Origin of the sequence: Roseomonas chloroacetimidivorans (genome assembly GCF_049629625.1) — a bacterium.
Taxonomy (GTDB): Bacteria; Pseudomonadota; Alphaproteobacteria; order Acetobacterales; family Acetobacteraceae; genus Roseomonas; species Roseomonas chloroacetimidivorans.
In genome coordinates, this window is sequence record NZ_JBNBZS010000018.1 from 48,288 (window position 1) to 68,030 (window position 19,743).

Here is a 19,743-nt window from a genome sequence, read left to right on the forward strand (position 1 = left end):
CGCGGCCCCCTAAAACCCTGGAAGCCGGGGGTGGAACGATTACGTCGCCCCGGCTCGCCTACTCCTCGTCGGCCTCGGCCACAGGAAGGATCATTGTTTCCTTCACGGAGGTCAGTGCCACCACCACCTCCGTCCGCTCCACGCCAGGCTGCCCGCGCAGTTCATCTGCCACGAAGCGCTCCAGCGCGGTTAGGTCCGGCAGGCGCAGCTTCAGCATGTAGTTCCAGGGGCCGCTTACCGCGTGGCACTCCAGCACCGCCTCAGCCCGGCGCATCGCCTTGCGGAAGGCGGCATCATCGCGGCCCGGCTTCAGCGCCACCATCACGAAGGCCAGCAGGGCGCAGCCCACGGCGGTCGGGTCCAGCGCAGCGTGCCAGCCGCGGATCGTGCCGCGCTCCTCCAAGCGCTTTACGCGCTCCGCGGTCGCGGAGACGGAGAGGCCGGCCACCTTGGACAGCTCGGCAAGCCCTGCAGCGCCGTCCTGCTGCACGGCGATTAGGATATTGCGGTCGATCTCGTCCATGAGGTGCAGCCTAAAGCCTGATCGGCCCTTGGGGAATCACCGGCACAGCACGTGATGGCGAGAGCGGGACGGCCGGCGACGCCGGCGGCCCCGGATAGCGGGCCCTGTGGCCCGCGGGCCCGGACAGCTTCAGAGAGCCACCGCCGTCCGGGCCAGGCGGCGTTTGCGGTAGAAGCGGCGGAAGAGAAACAGGGCCAGCAGCAGCAGGGCGCCGCCAGCAATGAAGTGGAACAGCCGTTCCGGCCCGATCAGGGCGCCCAGATACCAGCCTGCCACGACGAAGCTGCCGGCCCAGACTCCCGCTGCAATAAAGTTCAGCAAGGCGAAGCGCAGCCGCCCAATCCCGGCGAGCCCGCAGGCTGCAGCGGCCACGTTCCGGATGCCATAAAGAAAGCGGAAGGTGAGGATGAAGAGCGTGCCGTATTGCAGCAGCATGGCCGTGGCCGTGGCCATCTTCGCCTCGGCCTTGGGATAGCGTTTCATGATGCGCGGGCCGTAGCGCCGCCCGAGGGTGAACCAGGTCTGGTCCCCCAGGAAGGAGCCGAGCCAGACAGAACCCATCAGGATCCAGGGGTCGACCGCACCCGTCATGGCCCCCACCGCGGCAGCTGCCAGGACGAAGGTCTCACCCTCGAAGAACGCCCAGAGGGCGGCCAGCAAATAGGCAGCCGCGCCCCAATCAGCCCAGAACTCCGCCACGCAAGCCCCCGGTCTTTTGTGGCATTGTTACCGATGCTCCATCTCCAAGGAAGCAGAATCGACACGCCGTCGCACCGTAGGAGACAGATTCTTTCTAGTCGCTTCCGCAGCACAAAAACGAGAAGGGCGCCTCGCGGCGCCCTTCGGATCAGATGTAGTGCTCGGCCAGAGGTGCGAAGCCGTTGAAGCCCTGGCTGGCATAGGTGGTGACATAAGCCCCCGCCGCCAGGATCTCGATCCGGTCGCCGGACTGGAGCTTGGCCGGCAGCCGGTAGTTCGACTTCTCGTACAAGGTGTCGGTGCTGTCGCAGGTCGGGCCCGCGATCGTCACCGGCCCCTCCTCCGTGCCGTCATGCGGGGTGCGGAAGGCGTATTTGATCGACTCCCCCTCCGTCTCCGCCAGGCCACCGAAGCGCCCGATGTCCAGGTACACCCAGCGCACCGGATCGTCCTTCGCCTTGCGGGAGACAAGCACCACCTCGGAGGACACCACCGCCGCATCGGCCGCGATGAAGCGCCCGGGCTCAATGACGATATCGGGCAGGGCATTGCCGAAATGCTCGGCCATGGCACCCATGATCGCATCGCCGAAAGCGTCGATCTCCGGCACCTCGGCGCGGTAGCGCACGGGGTAGCCGCCGCCGAGATTCACCATGCGAACCTTCACCCCGGCCTCCTTGAGGTCGGTGAAGAGCATGGCAACCTTGGCGATCGCCGCCGCATAGGCCGCTGTGTTGGTCTGCTGGCTGCCGACATGGAAGGAGAGGCCGAAGGCATCGAGCCCCAGCTCCTGCGCGCGGATCATCAGATCGCGCGCCATCTCGACCTCGCAACCGAACTTGCGCGACAGCGGCCACTCGGCACCGTCATTTCCGACGAGGATGCGGCAATAGACGCGCGAGCCCGGCGCGGAGCGCGCCAGCTTCTCCAACTCGCCTTCGGAGTCGAAGGCGAACATGCGCACGCCACGCGCATAGGCGGCCTTGATGGCGCTCTCCTTCTTCACGGTGTTCCCGTAGGAGATGGCCTCGGCCGGAGCGCCGGCATCCAGCACCGCCGAAACCTCCTCCCAGGAGGCCGCGTCGAAGCAGGAGCCGAGACCGACCAGCCGCTCCAGAATCGGGCGCGCCGGGTTGGCCTTCACGGCATAGTAGATGCGGGCGAGGGGCAGCGCGGACTGCAGGCGCCGGTAATTCTCCTCGACGCGATCCACGTCGAGAACCAGGCACGGCGTCGCCGGCTGAACATCGGCCAGGAATTGAGCGATCTTGGGTGTCATCGCACCACCCTCCCCATGCGAAGCGGCAAGGCGTCCGCCTTTGGCGGAGCGGCCCTGCTCAGGTTGACGAACGGTCGAACGAACCAGCGACCAAAGTGAGAGCCTGTCGGCTTGCGCCGGCAGGGGTTGCCAGAACGCTTGACGTCGTTGCGTAACCTTGCGGGCCAGAGGCACGTGCGTACTGCGTCTGCGGCGGCAGATAGCCCCCCTAACCCTGGGGTGCAAGGCCCATCTTGTCCCGGCGCTGATTTTTTTCGTGAGGTGCCGGAAGGGCAGGAAAGCTCCCGGATGAAACCTTTGCCCGCCCGCCGAATCCAGGGCGGAAAGCGGCCTTCACCGGCCGGATTACGGCGCCGACATGGCGGCTGGCGCCCCATAGGCGCGCAGGAAAACCTCCACCGCCTGGTCGATCGCAGCCTGGACCGCATGCTCGTCCGGCACCGGCCCACCCAGAACCGTCCGCAGGTAGAGATCACCCCGCAGGAGACCCATCAGGTGATCGGCCGCGATCTCCGGGGCGGCATCGGCGCGCAGACGGCCCTGGCGCTGCTCTTCCGCCATCCAGCGGGCCAGCCAGGCACGGCCGGTGGCGGGTCCGGCCTCGTAGAAGGCGCGTGCCAGATCCGGGAAGCGTGCGCATTCCGCGATGACGGTGCGGTGGATGGCCATGCTGTCGGGGTGCAGCAGGAACCTCATCCAAAGGCGCCCCACCTCGCGCAGGGCTCCGCCTGTGGAGGGAGCATGTGAGGCCACCTGCTCGGCCTGCGCGGCGATGGCGGTGCAGCCTTCCGCCACGATGGCGCTGAACAGCGCCTCCTTCCCGGTAAAATGGGCATAGAGCGTAGCCTTGGATACCCCGGCCTCGCGGGCCACCGTGTCCATGGAGACGGTCGCATAGCCCCCGGCCAGGAAGAGCCGCTTGGCCGCGGCCAAAATGGCAGCGCGCTTGGGCGAGGCTTCGGCGGAACTGAGGGCAACGGACAAGGCGGAAAACTCCAGTAGGCGGCAGCACATATCTGATACTGAACCGTTCAGTTTTCCATGGACAAATAACGGCAGAGAGACCATCTAATGCCCTAAACTGAACGGTTCAGTTGAGATGAACGCCCGGACTACCCCCGCAGCCGACCCTGAGACCCGCTCCAGCGCGCCTGCCATGCCAAAGCCGTCCCGTTCCCGCTTCCGCCGAATCCTGCCCCTGATCGGCTTTCTGGTCCTGGCCGGCGGTGCTGCCGGCGGCTCCTGGTACTGGCAGGTCGGCCGGTTCCTTGAATCGACTGACGACGCCTATGTCGGCGGCGACATTGCCGTCCTCTCCTCGCGAATCGAGGGCGACGTGGTGCGCATCCTCGTGGCCGATAACCAACTGGTGGAGGCCGGCCAGCCGCTGATCGAGCTGGACCGCCGCGACTGGCAGGCCCGCCGCGACCAGGCCGCCGCCGCGCTGGCAGAGGCCGAGGCGAATATCGGCACACTTGCCGCCCAGCGCGCTCAGGCCGAGGCCCAGGTCGCTTCCGCGGAGGCCCAGATCGCCCAGGCTGAGGCCGACCGCGTTTACGCCGTCGCCAGTGCCGGCCGTGCCGGCTCCCTGGCCCAGGGCGGCTTCGGCACGCGGGAGGCGGTGGATCGCACCCTCGCGGATCGCCAGAAGGCCGAGGCAGCAGTGACCGCCGCCCGGGCCGGCCTTGAGGCTGCCCGCGGCGCCCTTCCGGTGCTGGACGCACAAGCCCGCTCCGCCCTGGCCCGCCGCGACGCCGCGAAGGCGGCTCTGGCCCTGGCCGAGGCTAATCTCGAATACACGGTGATCCGCGCTCCCTTCGCGGGAGTGGCCGGAAACCGCGCCGCCCAGCTCGGTCAGCATGTCCGCTCCGGCCAGAACCTGATCGCCGTCTCCCCCATGGCCGACCGCCTCTATGTCACGGCCAACTTCAAGGAGACGCAGCTCCGCCGCATCCGCGAGGGGCAGCCAGTGGAGCTCTCGGTCGATGCCGGTGGCGTGCTGCACGGCACGGTGCAGAGCCTGGCCCCTGCCACGGGTGCGCAGTTCTCCTTGCTTCCGCCGGAGAACGCGACCGGCAACTTCACCAAGATCGTGCAGCGCGTGCCTGTCCGCGTCGCGGTCGATGCGGGCCAGAACGTGGCCAATCTCCGCCCCGGCCTGTCGGTCGAGGCTGAGGTCGACACGCGCGACGATCCCCATGCTCCGCGTTCCGTCCTGGGCGTTGCCGCGGCGATGCTTCGCGGCCACTGAGGCCACCTCCATGTCCGCCACCGCCAACCCCGCCGCTATTCCGGCCGCTTCCCAGGGCGGAGTGGCGGGCGTGTCCACGAAGCACTTCCTCGGCTTCATGACGATGGTGCTGGGCATGTTCATGGCGATCCTGGATATCCAGATCGTCTCGGCCAGCATCACCGACATCCAGGCAGGCCTCGCCGCCAGCCCGGATGAGGCCTCCTGGGTGCAGACCTCCTACCTGATCGCGGAGATCGTCATGATCCCGCTGTCGGGCTTCCTTTCGCGCCTGCTCTCCACCCGCGTGCTCTTCACCATCTCGGCTGCGGGCTTCACGATCTTCTCGCTCGCCTGCGCCACCGCCACCTCGCTGCCGATGATGATCGTCGCCCGCGCGATGCAGGGTTTCCTCGGCGGTGCGATGATCCCGACGGTCTTCGCCACCGCCTTCCTGCTCTTCAAAGGCCCGAAGCGCGGCTCGGTCAGCGTGCTGATCGGACTTACCGCCACCCTCGCCCCCACCATTGGCCCGACCCTTGGCGGCCTGCTGACCGAGAGCTTCTCCTGGCACTGGCTCTTCCTCATCAACGTGCCCATCGGCGCCTTCATCGCCGTCGTGATCTGGAGCACGATGGATATCGACCAGGGCGATAAAAGCCTGCTCGGGCGCTTTGACTGGACGGGCCTTGTCGCCATGGCCGTCTTCCTCGGCAGCATGGAATATGTGATGGAGGAAGGTCCGCGCTGGGACTGGCTGGACGATCCCACCATCGCGACCTTCGCCGCGGCCTGTGCGGTCTCCGGCATCGTGTTCTTCTGGCGCGCCTTCACGCGCAAGGAGCCGATCGTCGAGCTGCGCGCCTATGCCAATGCGAATTTCGCCTTCGGCAGCGTCTTCGCTTTCCTTGTCGGCATCGGCCTCTATGGCGCGGTCTATCTCGTCCCGCTCTTCCTCGGGCGCATCCGTGGCTACAACTCGCTGCAGATTGGCGAGACGATGTTCGTGACCGGGCTTGCCATGTTCCTGGCGGCACCGGTGGTGGGCCGCCTGGCGCGCGTGCTGGATCCGCGGATCCTGCTCGCCTTTGGTATGGGCACCACAGGGCTCGCCATGTGGATGACCTCGCAGCTCACGGCGCAATCCAGCTTCGGCGAGCTATGGCTGCCGCTGTCGCTGCGCGGTGTCGGCACGATGTTCGCCATGGTGCCGGTGAACCAGGTGGCGCTTGGCACCTTGCCGCCGGCGATGATCAAGAACGCCTCGGGCCTCTACAACCTCATGCGCAATCTCGGCGGCGCCGTGGGTCTGGCCATGATTAACACACTGGTGATCGACCGCTCCGCCGCGCACCGACTTCATCTCTCGGAGGCGACGAACTGGGCGCGTCCCGGCGTATCGCAGGCGGTGGACGGCATCGCCTCGGCCATGTCCGGCCGCCTGGGCGAGGCGGCTGACCACGCGGCCCTGGCCCGCGTCTCCGCCATGATCACGCGGGAAGCATTGATCCTGTCCTATAACGACGTGCTTGTGGTGATCGCCGTGCTTTTCGCCCTCGCGGTGCCGCTGGTGCTTTTCGTGAAGCTGCCGAAGCCCGGGGCAGGGGGCGCGGCGCATTGACGCCGGGCCGGGGCTGCCCGAAGGGGGCGGCCCCAGCCCGGGAGGATGATGTTGGGCGCTGAAACCCTGGCGGCGCTGCGCCGCGGCGATCTGGCCGGAATCCGGGAGCTGCATCTCGGCCATCTCGGCCTGACGGAGTTCCCGTGCGAAATCCTCGCCCTGGCGGATACGCTGGAGGTGCTCGACCTTGGCGGCAACGTCCTGACCGCGCTGCCCCAGGATTTCGGCCGGCTGCGCCGGCTGCGCGTGCTCTTCCTCTCCGGCAACCGCTTCGTCCGCCTGCCGCCGGTGCTGGGTGACTGCCCGATGTTGGGCCAGATCGGCCTCCGAGCCTCAGGCCTGCGCGAGGTTCCGGCCGAGGCCCTGCCGCCCGCGTTGCGCTGGCTGACCTTGACCGACAACCAGATCGAGGCCCTGCCGTCCGCCATTGGTGACCGGCCTGCCTTGCAGAAGCTGATGCTCGCCGGCAACCGCCTGCATCAGCTGCCCGAAAGCCTGGCCGGGGCACCAAATCTCGAACTGCTTCGCCTCTCCGCCAACCGCTTCGAGGCCTTGCCGCCCTGGCTGACAGAATTGCCAGCCCTGGCCTGGATCGCCTGGGCTGGGAATCCGATGGACCGGGAGGCCGGACCGCCCCCCGCCACGCCGGTGGAGTGGCGGGCCCTGGAGCCCGGCCCGATCCTGGGGGAGGGTGCCTCCGGCCGCGTGCAGCGTGCTCTCTGGCATGCCGGCACTGGCGCGGCGCCGCGCCCGGTGGCGCTGAAGCTCTTCAAGGGCACCATGACCAGCGATGGCCTGCCAGAGCGCGAGATGGCCGCCTGCCTGGCCGCGGGCGCGCATCCCCACCTGACCGGCGCACTGGGCCGCCTGCAGGGCCATCCCGAAGGCCTCGACGGCCTGCTCATGCCCCTGCTGCCAGAGGGCTGGCGCGCTCTGGCCGGTCCGCCGAGTGCGGAGAGTTGCTCCCGCGACATCTACGATCCGGCACTGCGCCTCGATCCCGCCACCGCCCTCCGCCTGGCGCGCTGCGCCGGTGTTGCGGCCGCCCATCTGCATGCGCGGGGCCTGCTGCACGGCGATCTCTATGCCCACAACCTGCTATGGGACGGGGCCGGAGGTCATGCGGTGCTCAGTGATTTCGGCGCGGCCTCCTTCCTGCCGGATGGCCGGGCCGGTGAGGCGCTGCAACGGATCGAGATGCGCGCCTGGGGCCTGTTGCTTGGTGAACTGCTCGACCGCTGCAATGGCCTCGGCGGAGACGCCGGCCTGCGGGATCTGCAAGGGCGCTGCACCGCACCAGCCCCAGCGGCGCGACCCTTGATGGCGGAAGCCCTGGAGATGCTCCCACCTCCTCCATGAGGGCCGTCCGGCCCGGACGGGCCTTAGCCGAGCGACGACCCGGCACAGCCATTTTCCTCCTGCGGCGTTGTCGCTGGGCGCCCCACCATGGCCCGAAGGAGGAGATCATCCATGAACGTCGTCAGCCTTGCCCGTTTCCTGGGCTGGTTCAGCATCGGCCTGGGGGCGATGCAGATTCTCGGCGGCCGGACATTGGCCGGCAAGCTGGGGATGCGGGGCCGCACGGGCTTGTTCCGGGCCTTTGGCGTGCGAGAGGTGGCGAATGGCGTCGCCATCCTGTCGAATCCCACCTCCGCCCCGCTGCTCTGGGCCCGCGTCGGCGGCGACGCTCTGGACCTGGCCACCCTGATCGGCACGCCCGCCTTCGGCCCGCGCGAACGGGCCAATGTGAAGCTGGCCATCGCGGCCGTGGCCGGCGTGGCGCTGCTCGACATCCTCTGCGCCACGCGGCTCAGCACGGACAGCGACGCGGAACTGCGTGCGCTGCCGCCTTACTGGGAGGACTGATTCCTAGCGGATCAGCCCGGTCATCGGGCTGGAAGCATCCGCCGCATAGTTCCGCGGCATCCGCCCGGCCAAATAGGCGTGGCGCCCGGCCTCCACCCCAGCCTTCATGGCCCGCGCCATCCGCACGGGATCCCTGGCATGGGCGATGGCCGAATTCAGCAAGACGGCGTCGCAGCCCAGCTCCATGGCCTGGGCCGCCTCGCTGGCCGTGCCGATCCCGGCATCCACCAGCACCGGCACTTTTGCGTTCTCAATGATGGAACGCAGCATGAAGGGGTTGGTGAGGCCCAGGCCGGAGCCGATCGGCGCGCCCAGCGGCATCACCGCCACGCAGCCCATTTCCTCCAGCCGCTTCGCCGCCAGCGGGTCGTCGGCGCAGTAGACCATGACCTGGAACCCGTCCTTGATCAGGGCTTCCGCCGCCTCGAAGGTCGCGGGCATGTCGGGGTAGAGGAAGGGCGGGGGCCCCAGCACCTCCAGCTTCACCAGATTCCAGCCCCCGGCCTCCCGCGCCAGCCGAAGGGTCCGCACCGCGTCCTTCGCCGTGTGGCAGCCGGCAGTGTTGGGCAAGTAGGTGTAGCGGTCCGGCGGCACGAAATCCTGCAGCATCGGCGCCTTGGGGTCCGACAGATTCACCCGCCGAACCGCCACCGTGACCATCTCGGCCCCCGAGGCCTCGATGGCCGCCGCGGTCTCCTCCAGGCTCTTGTACCGCCCGGTCCCAACCACGAGGCGGGAACGGAAGCGGTGCCCCGCCACCTCCCAGGAATCGTCCTGGGCTGTCATCACGCCGTCCATGGCCTCAGCCTCCCCCGATGAAATGCACGATCTCCAGCTGGTCCCCCGGCTGGAGCAGGGTGGTGGCATAGGCGGAGCGCGGTACGATCTCCTCGTTCCGCTCCACCGCCACCTTGCGCGTATCCAGCCCCGACTCCGCCAGGAAATCGGCCAGAGGAAGAGAGGCGGGCAGAGTGCGGGCCTCGCCGTTCACGGTGATGGTGACCGCGCCGGGCGCGGCCATGAGGGTAGGTCCGGACATGGCCCAGCGGATGTGGCACGGGGCGCTGCCGGGTTGAAGGGGCTGCGCTTGCCTGTCCTTCCCGCCAGGGGCATGGATGCCGCCATGAGAACGCGCGTGAAAGTCTGCTGCATCGCCTCGGCCGAGGAAGCGGAGATGGCCGTCGCGGCTGGCGCCGATGCCCTTGGGCTGGTCGGCGCCATGCCTTCTGGCCCAGGTCCGATCCCCGATGATCGTATCGCGGAGATTGCCCGTCTCGTTCCGCCACCGGTCGCCACTTTCCTCCTGACCTCGGAGACGACGGCCGAGGCCATATCGGCCCATATCCGCGCCACCGGTCCCACAGCCGTCCAGGTGGTCTCCCATATCGAACCGGCGGAGGCGGCCCGGCTGGCGGTGCTGGAGCCGCGAGTCCGCCGCGTGCAGGTGGTCCATGTGGAGGGAAGCGATGCGCTGGACCTCGTTCCGCTCTACGCACCCCATGTTCACGCCTTCCTGCTCGATTCCGGCAGGCCGAACGCCACCATCCGGGAACTGGGCGGCACGGGGCGGGTGCATGATTGGGCGGTGAGCGCGGCGTTCGTGCAGGCCAGCCCTGTCCCTGTCTTCCTGGCCGGGGGCCTGACCCCGGATAATGCCGGGGAGGCCATTCGCCGCGTCCGTCCCTACGGCCTGGACCTTTGCTCGGGCGTTCGGACCGAGGGGCGGCTGGACCCGGCGAAGCTCGAGTCCTTCATGCGATCCGTGCGTTCGGCCGACCGCGAGGCGGGTTGACGAGTGGCTCGGGTTTGCGTGCCCACGGGCCCGCATGCTAGCCCGCCCGGCCAGACACCCGGACGCACCCCCCGGGAGGACCGGAACCAAGCCCGTGGAACCCCCGCTGATTGCCGTCCTGAACGGCCCCAACCTCAACCTGCTGGGCACGCGCGAGCCGGAGAAATACGGCACCGCTACCCTGGATGACGTCGAGGCGCTCTGCGCCGAGGCGGCCGAGGAGCTGGGACTGGCGATCGACTTCCGCCAGACCAACCTGGAAGGCGAGTTGATCTCCTGGATTCAGGAAGCCCGCGGCAACGCGGCCGGCATTATCATCAACCCCGCCGGGTATTCGCATACCTCCATCGCCCTGATGGATGCGTTGCTGGCGGTGGACCTGCCGGTGGTCGAGGTCCATATCACCAACATTCACCGGCGGGAGCCTTTCCGGCATCTCTCCTACGTCTCCCGCGCGGCGGTAGGCGTGATCTGCGGCCTGGGGGTCGGGGGTTACGCCCTGGCGCTTCGCGCGATCGCCGGCATTATCGGTCAGGACGACACGCCATGAGCGGCCTTTCCTTCGACCCGGACGCAATTCGCGCCCTGGCCAAGATCCTTCGCGAAACAGATCTCACCGAGATCGAGTTGGTCGAGAACGAGAGCCGCATCCGCGTGGCTCGCACCGTTCCCGTCCAGCAGGTGGTCCAGACCGTGGCCGCGCCGGCTCCGGCCGCTGCCGCGGCTCCTGCTGCCGCCCCGGCCCAGGCCGCGCCGGCCGCCGCCAATGACGAAGTGACCGCTGCCACCCCGGGCGCCGTCACCTCCCCGATGGTGGGGGTCGCCTATCTCTCTCCAGAGCCCGGTGCGGCGCCCTTCGTTACCGTGGGCAGCAAGGTGGCCCAGGGCCAGACCGTGCTGCTGATCGAGGCGATGAAGACCTTCAACCAGATCAAGGCGCCCAAGGCTGGTACGGTCACCCGCATCCTTATCGAGAGCGGCATGCCCGTCGAGTTCGGCGAGCCGCTTATGGTCATCGAGTAGTCGCGTGCCCGCTTTCAACAAAGTCCTGATCGCCAACCGCGGCGAGATCGCGCTCCGTATCCACCGCGCCTGCCAGGAGATGGGCATCCGGACGGTGGCCGTTCATTCCACGGCTGATGACACCGCCATGCATGTCCGGCTGGCCGACGAATCCGTCTGCATCGGCCCGCCGCTGGCGCGCGACAGCTATCTGAACGCCGCGGCGATCCTTTCCGCCGCCACCATCACGGGCGCCGAAGCCATTCATCCCGGCTACGGCTTCCTCTCGGAAAATGCCCGCTTCGCCGAGATGGTGGAGGCCCATGGCCTCGCCTTCATCGGCCCGACGGCGGAGCATATCCGCATCATGGGCGACAAGATCGCCGCCAAGGACGCGATGCGCCGCCTGGGCGTGCCGCTGGTCCCCGGCTCGCCCGGCGCTCTGGCCTCCCTGGAGGAGGCGCGGGAGATCGCGGAGCAGATCAAATACCCCGTGCTGATCAAGGCTGCCGCCGGCGGTGGCGGGCGCGGCATGAAGGTCGCCCGCACGGCGGATGAGCTGGAGGATGCCTGGCGCGTCGCCCGCACCGAGGCCAAGGCCGCCTTCGGCGACGACAGCGTCTATATGGAGAAGTATCTCGACCGCCCCCGGCATATCGAGATGCAGATCCTGGCCGATACCCACGGCAACGTGGTCCATTTCGGCGAGCGTGACTGTTCCCTCCAGCGCCGCCATCAGAAGCTGGTGGAGGAGGCCGGCAGCCCCGTCCTTACCACCGCCGCCCGGGACGCATTGGGCGAAACGGTGACCCAGGCACTGAAGCAACTCGGCTATCGCGGTGCCGGCACGCTGGAATTCCTCTACCAGGACGAGCAGTTCGCCTTCATCGAGATGAACACCCGCTTGCAGGTCGAGCATCCCGTGACGGAAATGGTCTGCGGCGTGGACCTGGTGCGCGAGCAGATCCGCGTCGCTGCCGGGGAGCCGCTCGGCTACGAGCAGAAGGACATCCGCTTCAACGGCCATTCGATCGAGTGCCGCATCACGGCCGAGGATCCGGTCACCTTCGCCCCGTCCCCCGGCCGTGTGACGGCCTATCACGCCCCCGGTGGCCTGGGTGTGCGGGTCGATAGCGCGCTCTATGCCGGCTATGCCGTGCCGCCGCATTACGACAGCCTGGTCGCCAAGCTGATCGTGCACGGATCCAACCGCGCCGAGGCGATTGCCCGTTGCCGCCGGGCGCTGACCGAGATGGTGGTGGACGGCATCCGCACGACCATCCCGCTGCACCAGATCATCATGGATGATCCGGAGTTCCAGGCCGGCGACTACACCATCCACTGGCTGGAGCGCTTCGTCGCGAACCATATGCCGGAGCGGTGAACGGACTGGCCCGGTGCAGCCGGTTGCGCTGCGCCGGGCCGCGCCTATCCTCGGCGCATGTGGTGCTGCCTGAATCCTAGCGATTTCGTGGCCCGGTTGGCTGGATGAGCCGCCGCGCCCTCTCGATCACCCCCGATCTGGTCCTCCGCGCCTACCGCGCCGGCCTGTTTCCGATGGCCGAGAGTCGCGGCTCCGGCCGCCTCTACTGGCTGGACCCGAAGATGCGCGGGGTCCTTCCGCTGGACGGTTTCCACCTGCCGCGCCGCCTGCGGCGTACCGTCCTGTCCGGCCGCTTCGAGGTGACGGCAGATGCTGACTTCCCCGCCATCCTCACCGGCTGCGCCGCTCCTGCCCCGGGGCGCGAGGAGAGCTGGATCAATGCCGAGATCGAGGACCTCTTCAACACCCTGCACCAAATGGGACACGCCCATTCCATTGAGGCGTGGCTAGAGGGAAAGCTGGTCGGCGGCCTCTATGGCGTTCGCATCGGCGCCGCCTTTTTCGGCGAGAGCATGTTCGCCAGGGCGAGTGATGCCTCCAAGGTCGCGTTGGTGCATCTCGTCGCCAGGCTTCGGCGGGGCGGCTTCACCCTGCTCGATACCCAGTTCCTGAACGAACACCTTGCCCGCTTCGGCGCCCTGGAAATTCCCCAGGCTGACTACCGGGCCCGCTTGGCCCTGGCTGTGGACAGCGCCGCCACCTGGCTCCCGGTGCTCTCGCCCGAGGCGCTGTCCGAAGAGGTGGCTGCCTTGCGCGAGACCAGCCGGGACTGAAACATGGAGAGCGCGGCGGCACGGGACGGCGCCTCCGCCGTCTCCGGCCGCTCCAGCGCCTCCAGGAAGGCCTTGGCCCAACCGGTCACTGTGTTCTCCCGCAGCCGGCGCAGCATGGCCGCGTGCCGGTCCCGGCGCTCCTTTAGCGGCATGACCAAGGCAGCATGGATGGCATCCGCCATGCCGCAGGCGTCCAGCGGGTTGACGAGCAGCGCCTCGGGCATGCCTTCGGCCGCTCCGGCGAAGCGGGACAGCACCAGCACGCCGGGATCCTCCGGGTCCTGCGCCGCGACATATTCCTTGGCGACCAGGTTCATCCCATCCCGCAGCGGCGTCACCAGCCCGACCTTTGCCATGCGGTAGTAGCCCGCCAGCGTGTCGCGCGGCACGGCCCGGCCGACATAGCGGACGGGAGTCCAGTCAGCATCCGCATGGTCGCCGTTGATTCGGCCCGCCAGATGCTCGATCTCCCGCTTGAGGTCCTTGTAGGTCTCCACATCCTCGCGCGAACGGGCAGCTACCTGCAGATAGGTCACACGGCTGCGGTGTTCGGGGTAGCGGTCCAGTAGGGCGCCGAAGGCCCGCAAGCGTTCCGGCAGCCCCTTGGTGTAGTCCAGTCGCTCCGCTCCGATCACCAGGGCGCGGTCGCCAAGGCTCGACTTCAGCCGCTGCGCGTCGGCGGCGTCGATGTTGCGCGCGGCTGCTTGCGCGAACTCGTCCGTCGCGATGGCGATGGGGAAGGCCCTGAAGCGGGTACGGCGGCCGCGAAACCGTATCTCGGCGCCCGGCCGTGCCTTCATGCCCGTGCCTTGCGCCATGCAGTCCATCAGCCCGGCAATGTCACGGTGCGTCTGCACGCCCACCAGGTCATAGGCCAGCAGGTCACGGATGACTGTCTCGGCGCCCGGCAATGCCGAGAAAACGGCCCAAGGCGGGAAGGGGATATGGTGGAAGAAGCCGATCCGATGCCGCGACCCCATGGCCCGCAACTCGGCGCCCAGCGGAATCAGCTGGTAGTCATGCACCCAGACCGTGTCATCCGGGCGCAGCAATGGCAGCAGCTTCTCAGCGAAGCGCCGGTTCACCGCGCGGTAGCACTCCGCATGGTCGCGGTCGTAGCTGAGCAGGCCGAGACGGAAATGGAACAGTGGCCAGAGTGCGGAGTTCGCATGCCCGGTATAGAAGCCATTATAGGCCTGCCGGGACAGGTCGATCACGGCATAGTCCACATTGCCGCGCCGCGCGTGCTTCACGACATCCGGGGGATCATCCGAGACCGTCCCGCTCCATCCGAACCACAACCCGCCGCGGCTGGCGAAGGCCTCTTTGAGTGCGACGGCAAGGCCACCCGCCGCGGGGACATCACCCCGCTTCGGAACGGCGACGCGATTCGAAACGACAACCAGGCGTCCCACGATCCCTCCTTCTTCGCCGTCGAGGTGACTATTAATCACCTCGACGAATAACCCAAGTGTAGCCGGGAGCTTGGACGCAAGCCTTATCCTGTACTGGACCCGGCCGGGACAACAGATACTCCGTGGCGCCTCGCCGCGGAATGTGCCTGCCGGTCAGCCTATTCTCCCCTATCTTCGCCTTATCTAAAAACAGTCCAGCCATCGGCTGGTTTCCCTGGGGAACGGAGAGGGCCGGCTCAAGGCCCCGCCGCTTCCGCCGTCATCGAATTAACGACGCGCGACAGCCAAGCTCGAACCAGTGCTGGCCGGCCCGCGAAATCATCGGGGACCCGGAGGCCATAGCCACCGTACTCGGCGCAGGCCGCCATGCCGTCCTCATCCGTGATGTCGTCTCCGATGAAGATCGGGCGCCGGCCGCGGAACGGCGGGGTCGCCATCAGGCGATGCACCGCGCCGCCCTTGTCGGCTCCGGCTGGCCGCAATTCCACCGCCGCATGGGCGGGCACGATGCGGAAGCCCTGCGAATCCTCGTTGATCAGCGACTCCAGCAGGGCCATTGCCTCGGGTCCGGCCTCCGGACGCTGACGGAAGTGCAGGACCAGGCAATGCGTCTTGTGTTCGGCCAGCGCGCCAGGGCGGGCCGCGGCGAACTCATCCGCCGCACGGCGCCATTCCGGTCGCGGCACTGGCAGGGGCGGGGCCCCGGGCAGGGGCGGGTCCAGGACCGCCCCGTGTTCCGCCCCGATCGGCAGCTGCGAAACCCCGGTATAACCCCGCGCAACCGCGAGTCCGCGCCCCGTCACCACCGCCACTGCGCCCCCGAAGGCCGCGTGAAGGCGGGTCAACAGCTCCGGCAGCTCCTTCGGAACCACCACCGCGTCTGGACGCGCCGCGATCTCAAGCAATGTGCCGTCCAGGTCCAGGAAGAAGGCTGCGTCGGGCCCTGGCATGGGCGGTCCGGCCAGGGCAGCGCTCGATTCGGGAACTTCGGTCATTGCGCCTCCTGCCATGTACGGGCCGCGGCGCGGCCGTTTGAATCAGGTCCGTCAACGGCAGCTAAGAATCCGGAGATCGTATACCGGATGCTCTAGCATATGGGCCGCTGGCGCATTGGCCAGCATCCAGCCCTGAAAGACCAATGGCGCATTGGCAGGTGCGAGATCGTCTCGCACCTCGATGAAAGCAGCGGCGTCCGGCACCTCATCTGGCGGGCGAGCGTTGCAAGCGCGCACCGTAACGGTCAGCGAACCGAAGCGGACGGGCTGGTCCACCGTCGCGTTCAGCACCGTGATCCGGGCCGTAACCTTGTCCAGCGCCTGAAGCTGGGCAGTGTTCTTCCGGACCCAGCCGGCCTCTGCGGGCGGCCCTTGGCTTTGCTCAGGGGCCGGGGGGGTGCCCTGGGCCGCCACTGCGCCCGGCACGGCCAACAAAGCGAGCAGAAGGGCAAAACGCTTCATGAAGCGCGCTTCGGGCTCGGCAGCGCGGCCACGAGATCAGTCAGCAAGCGCCGCATCGCCGCCTCGTCCACGCCCATCAGCACGGCGTCCTCGAACGTGTCGCGCAGCACCTGCGCGGCCTCCTCGTGGTTTTCCGCCAGCATCTTCAGCTTCTCCCGACAGGAGATCGGCTGCCCGTCCGCGCCCGGCCAGGTTTCCGGCGGGGAGAGGGGATCTGTCGTCAATGTGTCCCTCCTCCGGCGCCGGCCGGCGCCTCAGCGCCGTCATTCTGTTGGCCCTTGCTCGCCGTCAGCTGCGTCACCGAGAAGATGAAGCGTCCCAGCAGGCTCTCAAGGCTGACGGCGGATTGGGTGATCTTGATCTCGCCGCCATTCGTAAGGCTCCGGTCGCTTCCGCCCGGCACCAGCGCTACATATTTTCCGCCCAGCAGCCCCTCGGAAGTGATCTCGGCGGAGCTGTCATCCGGCACGTGCAGGCTGGAATCGACCTGGAGCGTCAGCACGGCAAGAAAGGATTTGGGGTCGATCCGCTGATCGGTGACGCTGCCCACCTTCACCCCGGCAATCCGCACATCCGCGCCGGGGGCTAGGCCATCGATCCGGTCGAAGCGCGCGGTCAGCTCCAGGCCGCCACGAGCGGCCGGGCGGCCCGAATTAGTAACCGCATAGGCCAGGAACAACACGGCGGCGAGCAACACCACCGCGCCAGCCGCGATTTCCGCGATGCCACGCCCTCTCACGCGCTGCGTTCCGGTCCCAGGAATTCCATCAGGATCCGGGCGTCCAGGCCTCGTAGTCGCCCGCGCTCTGGGCGCGCCGCTGGCCGCCGGCATGGTCATGGCCGCTCGGGCGATAGGCCTGGGGCGTGCCGGTAAGGTTGCGCTGGTGCGGCTTCATCCAGGGCAGGCGCTGGGCAGTGTCCAGCGGCGAGTCCACGGTGAAGTGCAGCCAGCCGTGCCATTCCGGCGGCACGGTCGTCGCCTCAGGCTCGCCGGCATAGACGACCCAGCGGCGCTTACGACCGTAATTCAGGAAGTCGCCGCGGCTCTCGAAGTAGACGTTGCCGTTGGAATCGGTGCCGATCCTGCGGCCGGAGAGGCCGGAGAGCCAGCGCTGCATGGCGGACATAATCGGGGCTCCTGCCGATGCGGGCGGAAGAAAGGAAGCGGGGATATGGCATGGCCGGGCACGGCGCGAAAGGCGGCGGGGGGATGGACAGCTATGCACACCTGATCTTGTGGCCCGAGTCGCGCCGACCCACCAGATGGTGCCTTCACCCCTGGCCGTAGCGCGCCTATGGTTCGCCCATGACGCGCAGCGATGGCACGATCCGAGACACGGTTTGGGAAGGTGTGGCCATGCGCCGCACCCGGGCGGCGGCTGATCCGGATGCGGAGCCGCGTGCGGTCGCATTGCCTGCCGCCTGGGACCAGGCCGCCGCCGAGGCCCTCGCCAGCCTTGCCCCCGGTAATGCTCCTGTGGCCCTGCCGCGCCTCGCTGAGAACTGGATTCGCCGCCTTGCCGCCCGTGGGCGCAAGCTCGGAATCCTCGTCAGCGCCGGCCAAGCGGAGTGGCTGGCGAACGGCCTTCGTTCGCTCCTGCTTTCCCGCCGCGCCGCACCGGGTGCCGGAACCTGGGCGAATGATCCAAAGGCGGAGCCGCGCTTCGTCCTGAACCTGCCGGCCTTTCTGGATGCTGAAGGCGGCTTCGACTCGGCTGGATACGCCGCTGCGGTCCGCCTGGGCGTGACCACGCTGGAAATCCTTGGAAATGCGAAGGCGACTCGGTTGCGCCTGGGCTTCGCGGACTTGGCCGGGCTGCTCGCTGGGCTCCGGCTGGACTATGAATCCGCCGAGGCACAGGCCGTCGCTGCCGCCATCGCGGCTCTGACCCGCGGCACGGCCGAGGCCGCCTCGGGCGATCTCGCTGAGAGCTTCGGCGCCCGGTTGCCCGTCGCGCTGGTCTGGCCCACGCCGCCCGAGTCAGTCCCGGTGCCTGGCCTGGCCGAGGCCGCGCGCGCCGCGCTGGATGCCGCCGCCGCTGCTCCGGGCCTGCGCCACGCCGCACTCTTCGTTCTCTCTCCACCCGACGCGGTCGAGGCTCTGCTCGGCGCCGAGACCGGCGGATTTGCCCCCGCCGCTGCCCCGACTCGGCTCGTTTCGACAGTGGACGGCGGAGTGGTCGAGGTTCCGACCCGCGCGGCCATGCTCGCCGGCGAAGACGCCCCGCGCCTGCTTGCCCCGCGCGGCCCCGAGGCCCGCAATGCCATGGAAGCGGTCCTTCGCCCCTGGCTGCACGCCTCGGCCCCTGCGGCGGCCGCGCCCGCCCAGGCCCCCCGCCCGGCACCGAAGCCCCGCGCGCAGGGCGGCCATGGCCGTGGCGCTGTGTGGAAGGTCACGATCGGCGGCCATCGCGTGACTCTGCGAACCATGGAGGGCGCGGAAGGGCTGGAGGAGATCTCGCTCTCCCTCGCCAAGGACGGCGCCGCCTTCCGGGGCGTGGTGGATGCCCTCTGCCATTCCGTAACCGTTGGCCTCACCTCCGGCGTGAAGCTGGAGGAGTATGTGCAGGCCTTTGCCTATACCCGTTTCGGCCCAGCCGGGGTGGTGGAGGGCGACCCGGCCATCCACCGCGCCTCCTCCGTGCTCGACTGGGCCTTCCGGCGGCTGGCGCTGGACCATCTCGGCGGCCGCATCCTGCCCGACCCGACTGAGGAGGAATGCGGCGGCGATCATCTCGGCACCGCCTCGCAGCAGCTTCCCCTGTTGCCGGACCTGCCCGCTACCCCCGCGCCGGCCGCGCGCCGCCGCGCCCTTCGGCTGGTGGGCTGAGCCATGGCCAGCGCGGATCGCATTGAGGCGCGTCTCAAGGAACTGGGCGTGACGCTGCCCGAGGCGGCGAGGCCCATCGCCAACTACGTGCCCGCCGTCATCACAGGTGACCTGCTCTTCGTCTCCGGCCAGGTGCCAATGCGGGAGGGCAAGATCGCCTATACTGGCAAGCTCGGCGCCACGGTGCAGGTCGAGATCGGGCAGCAGGCGGCACAGCTCTGCTTTATCAATGTCCTCGCCCAGGCCAAGGCCGCGCTGGGCAGCCTGGACCGGGTTGGCCGGGTGGTGCGGCTGGGCGGCTTCATCGCCGCCGTACCCGAGTTCACCCAGCATGCCACGGTGATGAACGGCGCCTCGGATATGGCGGTCGCCGTCTTCGACGATGCGGGCCGCCACGCCCGCACGACCATCGGCGTCCCTTCCCTGCCCGGTGACGCGGCGGTGGAGGTGGAAGCCGTGTTCGAGATCGCGTGACCTCTGGGGAAGCCCTGATCCGCCGCTGGATGGAGTGCGGCGATCATTCGCTGCTGGCCGAGAATGTCAGCTGGCGCGTCTCGCCCGGCTACCCCGTGCCGCGCACCGAATGGCGCGGCCGGACGGAGGTTGCGGGAAGCTTCTTTCCAACCTTGCGCCGCCACTTCCCGCATTGGCGCATCGTCGTGGAGTCCTTCACGCCCCTGGCCGATGGCCGCCTGCTGGCGAGCGGTTTCTACGACGCGTGTGACGCGACGGGCCGCACGGGCCGGGTACCTTTCCTGCATATCTGGGCCGTGACGGGCGACTCGATCACCGGCGTGGAGGCCGTGGCCGATTTCGCGGCCTTCCCACCGCTGGCGGCTGGCTGATCATTCGCGCTTGCACGCGGTGCCCGG

24 protein-coding genes are annotated in these 19,743 nt (G+C 68.5%); 12 read left to right on the top strand and 12 right to left on the bottom strand.

Going from position 1 to position 19,743, the window contains the following annotated elements:
- Positions 1-58 precede the first annotated feature (58 nt).
- From ACO1BU_RS15310 to ACO1BU_RS15325, 4 genes are all read right to left on the bottom strand, one after another.
- Entirely contained in the window at positions 59-523 is a 465-nt protein-coding gene (locus tag ACO1BU_RS15310) for an Lrp/AsnC family transcriptional regulator (RefSeq protein ID WP_424136831.1), read from the bottom strand.
- A 129-nt stretch (positions 524-652) separates the two neighbouring features.
- The gene (locus tag ACO1BU_RS15315) at positions 653-1,222 is read right to left on the bottom strand and encodes a DedA family protein (RefSeq protein ID WP_424136832.1); all 570 of its coding nucleotides are present in this window, start codon (positions 1,220-1,222) and stop codon (positions 653-655) included.
- 148 nt (positions 1,223-1,370) lie between these two features.
- Positions 1,371-2,501, bottom strand: coding sequence for a type III PLP-dependent enzyme (locus ACO1BU_RS15320; protein WP_424136833.1), 1,131 nt, complete (start codon positions 2,499-2,501; stop codon positions 1,371-1,373).
- A 345-nt stretch (positions 2,502-2,846) separates the two neighbouring features.
- Complete coding sequence (locus ACO1BU_RS15325) at positions 2,847-3,485, bottom strand: TetR/AcrR family transcriptional regulator (protein WP_424136834.1); 639 nt, start codon at positions 3,483-3,485, stop codon at positions 2,847-2,849.
- 172 nt (positions 3,486-3,657) lie between these two features.
- On the opposite strand from ACO1BU_RS15325, the gene ACO1BU_RS15330 reads away from it, so the two are divergent.
- The 4 genes from ACO1BU_RS15330 (at position 3,658) to ACO1BU_RS15345 (ending at position 8,218) form a co-directional block, all read left to right on the top strand.
- Positions 3,658-4,752 carry an HlyD family efflux transporter periplasmic adaptor subunit gene (locus tag ACO1BU_RS15330; RefSeq protein WP_424136835.1) on the top strand — a complete coding sequence of 365 codons (1,095 nt, stop codon included), beginning with the start codon at positions 3,658-3,660 and terminating at the stop codon, positions 4,750-4,752.
- A gap of 10 nt (positions 4,753-4,762) precedes the next feature.
- On the top strand, positions 4,763-6,352 hold the full coding sequence (locus tag ACO1BU_RS15335; RefSeq protein ID WP_424136836.1) for a DHA2 family efflux MFS transporter permease subunit: 1,590 nt from the start codon (positions 4,763-4,765) through the stop codon (positions 6,350-6,352).
- A 51-nt stretch (positions 6,353-6,403) separates the two neighbouring features.
- Positions 6,404-7,711 (top strand): leucine-rich repeat-containing protein kinase family protein, encoded by a 1,308-nt coding sequence (locus ACO1BU_RS15340; RefSeq protein ID WP_424136837.1) that lies wholly within the window; start codon positions 6,404-6,406, stop codon positions 7,709-7,711.
- A gap of 111 nt (positions 7,712-7,822) precedes the next feature.
- Positions 7,823-8,218 carry a hypothetical protein gene (locus tag ACO1BU_RS15345; RefSeq protein ID WP_424136838.1) on the top strand — a complete coding sequence of 132 codons (396 nt, stop codon included), beginning with the start codon at positions 7,823-7,825 and terminating at the stop codon, positions 8,216-8,218.
- A gap of 3 nt (positions 8,219-8,221) precedes the next feature.
- Here the strand turns inward: ACO1BU_RS15345 and ACO1BU_RS15350 are convergent, their stop codons facing one another.
- Positions 8,222-9,016: a thiazole synthase gene (locus tag ACO1BU_RS15350; RefSeq protein WP_424136839.1), complete on the bottom strand. Its 795-nt coding sequence runs from the start codon at positions 9,014-9,016 to the stop codon at positions 8,222-8,224.
- A gap of 4 nt (positions 9,017-9,020) precedes the next feature.
- Positions 9,021-9,257 carry a sulfur carrier protein ThiS gene (thiS, locus tag ACO1BU_RS15355; RefSeq protein WP_424136840.1) on the bottom strand — a complete coding sequence of 79 codons (237 nt, stop codon included), beginning with the start codon at positions 9,255-9,257 and terminating at the stop codon, positions 9,021-9,023.
- An 84-nt stretch (positions 9,258-9,341) separates the two neighbouring features.
- Here thiS and ACO1BU_RS15360 point away from each other — a divergent pair, with 84 nt between their 5' ends.
- The 5 genes from ACO1BU_RS15360 to aat all read left to right on the top strand — a co-directional run bounded on the left by ACO1BU_RS15360 (position 9,342) and on the right by aat (position 13,169).
- Positions 9,342-10,010: a phosphoribosylanthranilate isomerase gene (locus tag ACO1BU_RS15360; protein WP_424136841.1), complete on the top strand. Its 669-nt coding sequence runs from the start codon at positions 9,342-9,344 to the stop codon at positions 10,008-10,010.
- 94 nt (positions 10,011-10,104) lie between these two features.
- Positions 10,105-10,560, top strand: coding sequence for a type II 3-dehydroquinate dehydratase (aroQ, locus tag ACO1BU_RS15365; RefSeq protein ID WP_424136842.1), 456 nt, complete (start codon positions 10,105-10,107; stop codon positions 10,558-10,560).
- Positions 10,557-11,033, top strand: coding sequence for an acetyl-CoA carboxylase biotin carboxyl carrier protein (gene accB / locus ACO1BU_RS15370; RefSeq protein ID WP_424136843.1), 477 nt, complete (start codon positions 10,557-10,559; stop codon positions 11,031-11,033). The genes aroQ and accB overlap by 4 nt, the downstream gene beginning before the upstream one ends.
- A 4-nt stretch (positions 11,034-11,037) precedes the next feature.
- Positions 11,038-12,396 (top strand): acetyl-CoA carboxylase biotin carboxylase subunit, encoded by a 1,359-nt coding sequence (accC, locus tag ACO1BU_RS15375; protein ID WP_424136844.1) that lies wholly within the window; start codon positions 11,038-11,040, stop codon positions 12,394-12,396.
- 104 nt (positions 12,397-12,500) lie between these two features.
- On the top strand, positions 12,501-13,169 hold the full coding sequence (gene aat, locus ACO1BU_RS15380) for a leucyl/phenylalanyl-tRNA--protein transferase (protein WP_424136845.1): 669 nt from the start codon (positions 12,501-12,503) through the stop codon (positions 13,167-13,169).
- Here aat and ACO1BU_RS15385 read toward each other — a convergent pair.
- The 6 genes from ACO1BU_RS15385 to ACO1BU_RS15410 all read right to left on the bottom strand — a co-directional run bounded on the left by ACO1BU_RS15385 (position 13,055) and on the right by ACO1BU_RS15410 (position 17,168).
- A complete protein-coding gene (locus tag ACO1BU_RS15385) occupies positions 13,055-14,584 on the bottom strand; it encodes an alpha,alpha-trehalose-phosphate synthase (UDP-forming) (RefSeq protein ID WP_424136846.1) in 1,530 nt (509 codons plus the stop codon). The genes aat and ACO1BU_RS15385 overlap by 115 nt on opposite strands.
- Positions 14,585-14,820: 236 nt before the next feature.
- Positions 14,821-15,579 (bottom strand): trehalose-phosphatase, encoded by a 759-nt coding sequence (gene otsB, locus ACO1BU_RS15390; RefSeq protein WP_424136847.1) that lies wholly within the window; start codon positions 15,577-15,579, stop codon positions 14,821-14,823.
- A 51-nt stretch (positions 15,580-15,630) separates the two neighbouring features.
- Positions 15,631-16,041, bottom strand: coding sequence for a DUF2155 domain-containing protein (locus ACO1BU_RS15395; RefSeq protein WP_424136848.1), 411 nt, complete (start codon positions 16,039-16,041; stop codon positions 15,631-15,633).
- Positions 16,038-16,265 (bottom strand): hypothetical protein, encoded by a 228-nt coding sequence (locus tag ACO1BU_RS15400; RefSeq protein WP_424136849.1) that lies wholly within the window; start codon positions 16,263-16,265, stop codon positions 16,038-16,040. Before ACO1BU_RS15400 ends, ACO1BU_RS15395 begins: the two co-directional genes overlap by 4 nt.
- A complete protein-coding gene (mlaD, locus tag ACO1BU_RS15405; RefSeq protein ID WP_424136850.1) occupies positions 16,262-16,780 on the bottom strand; it encodes an outer membrane lipid asymmetry maintenance protein MlaD in 519 nt (172 codons plus the stop codon). Before mlaD ends, ACO1BU_RS15400 begins: the two co-directional genes overlap by 4 nt.
- 28 nt (positions 16,781-16,808) lie before the next feature.
- Complete coding sequence (locus ACO1BU_RS15410) at positions 16,809-17,168, bottom strand: NADH:ubiquinone oxidoreductase subunit NDUFA12 (protein ID WP_424136851.1); 360 nt, start codon at positions 17,166-17,168, stop codon at positions 16,809-16,811.
- 179 nt (positions 17,169-17,347) lie between these two features.
- On the opposite strand from ACO1BU_RS15410, the gene ACO1BU_RS15415 reads away from it, so the two are divergent.
- The 3 genes from ACO1BU_RS15415 to ACO1BU_RS15425 are packed head-to-tail and all read left to right on the top strand — an operon-like array spanning position 17,348 to position 19,716.
- Entirely contained in the window at positions 17,348-18,871 is a 1,524-nt protein-coding gene (locus ACO1BU_RS15415) for a TSCPD domain-containing protein (RefSeq protein WP_424136852.1), read from the top strand.
- A gap of 3 nt (positions 18,872-18,874) precedes the next feature.
- A complete protein-coding gene (locus ACO1BU_RS15420; protein ID WP_424136853.1) occupies positions 18,875-19,345 on the top strand; it encodes a RidA family protein in 471 nt (156 codons plus the stop codon).
- Positions 19,342-19,716 carry a nuclear transport factor 2 family protein gene (locus tag ACO1BU_RS15425; RefSeq protein WP_424136854.1) on the top strand — a complete coding sequence of 125 codons (375 nt, stop codon included), beginning with the start codon at positions 19,342-19,344 and terminating at the stop codon, positions 19,714-19,716. Before ACO1BU_RS15420 ends, ACO1BU_RS15425 begins: the two co-directional genes overlap by 4 nt.
- Positions 19,717-19,743 lie beyond the last annotated feature (27 nt).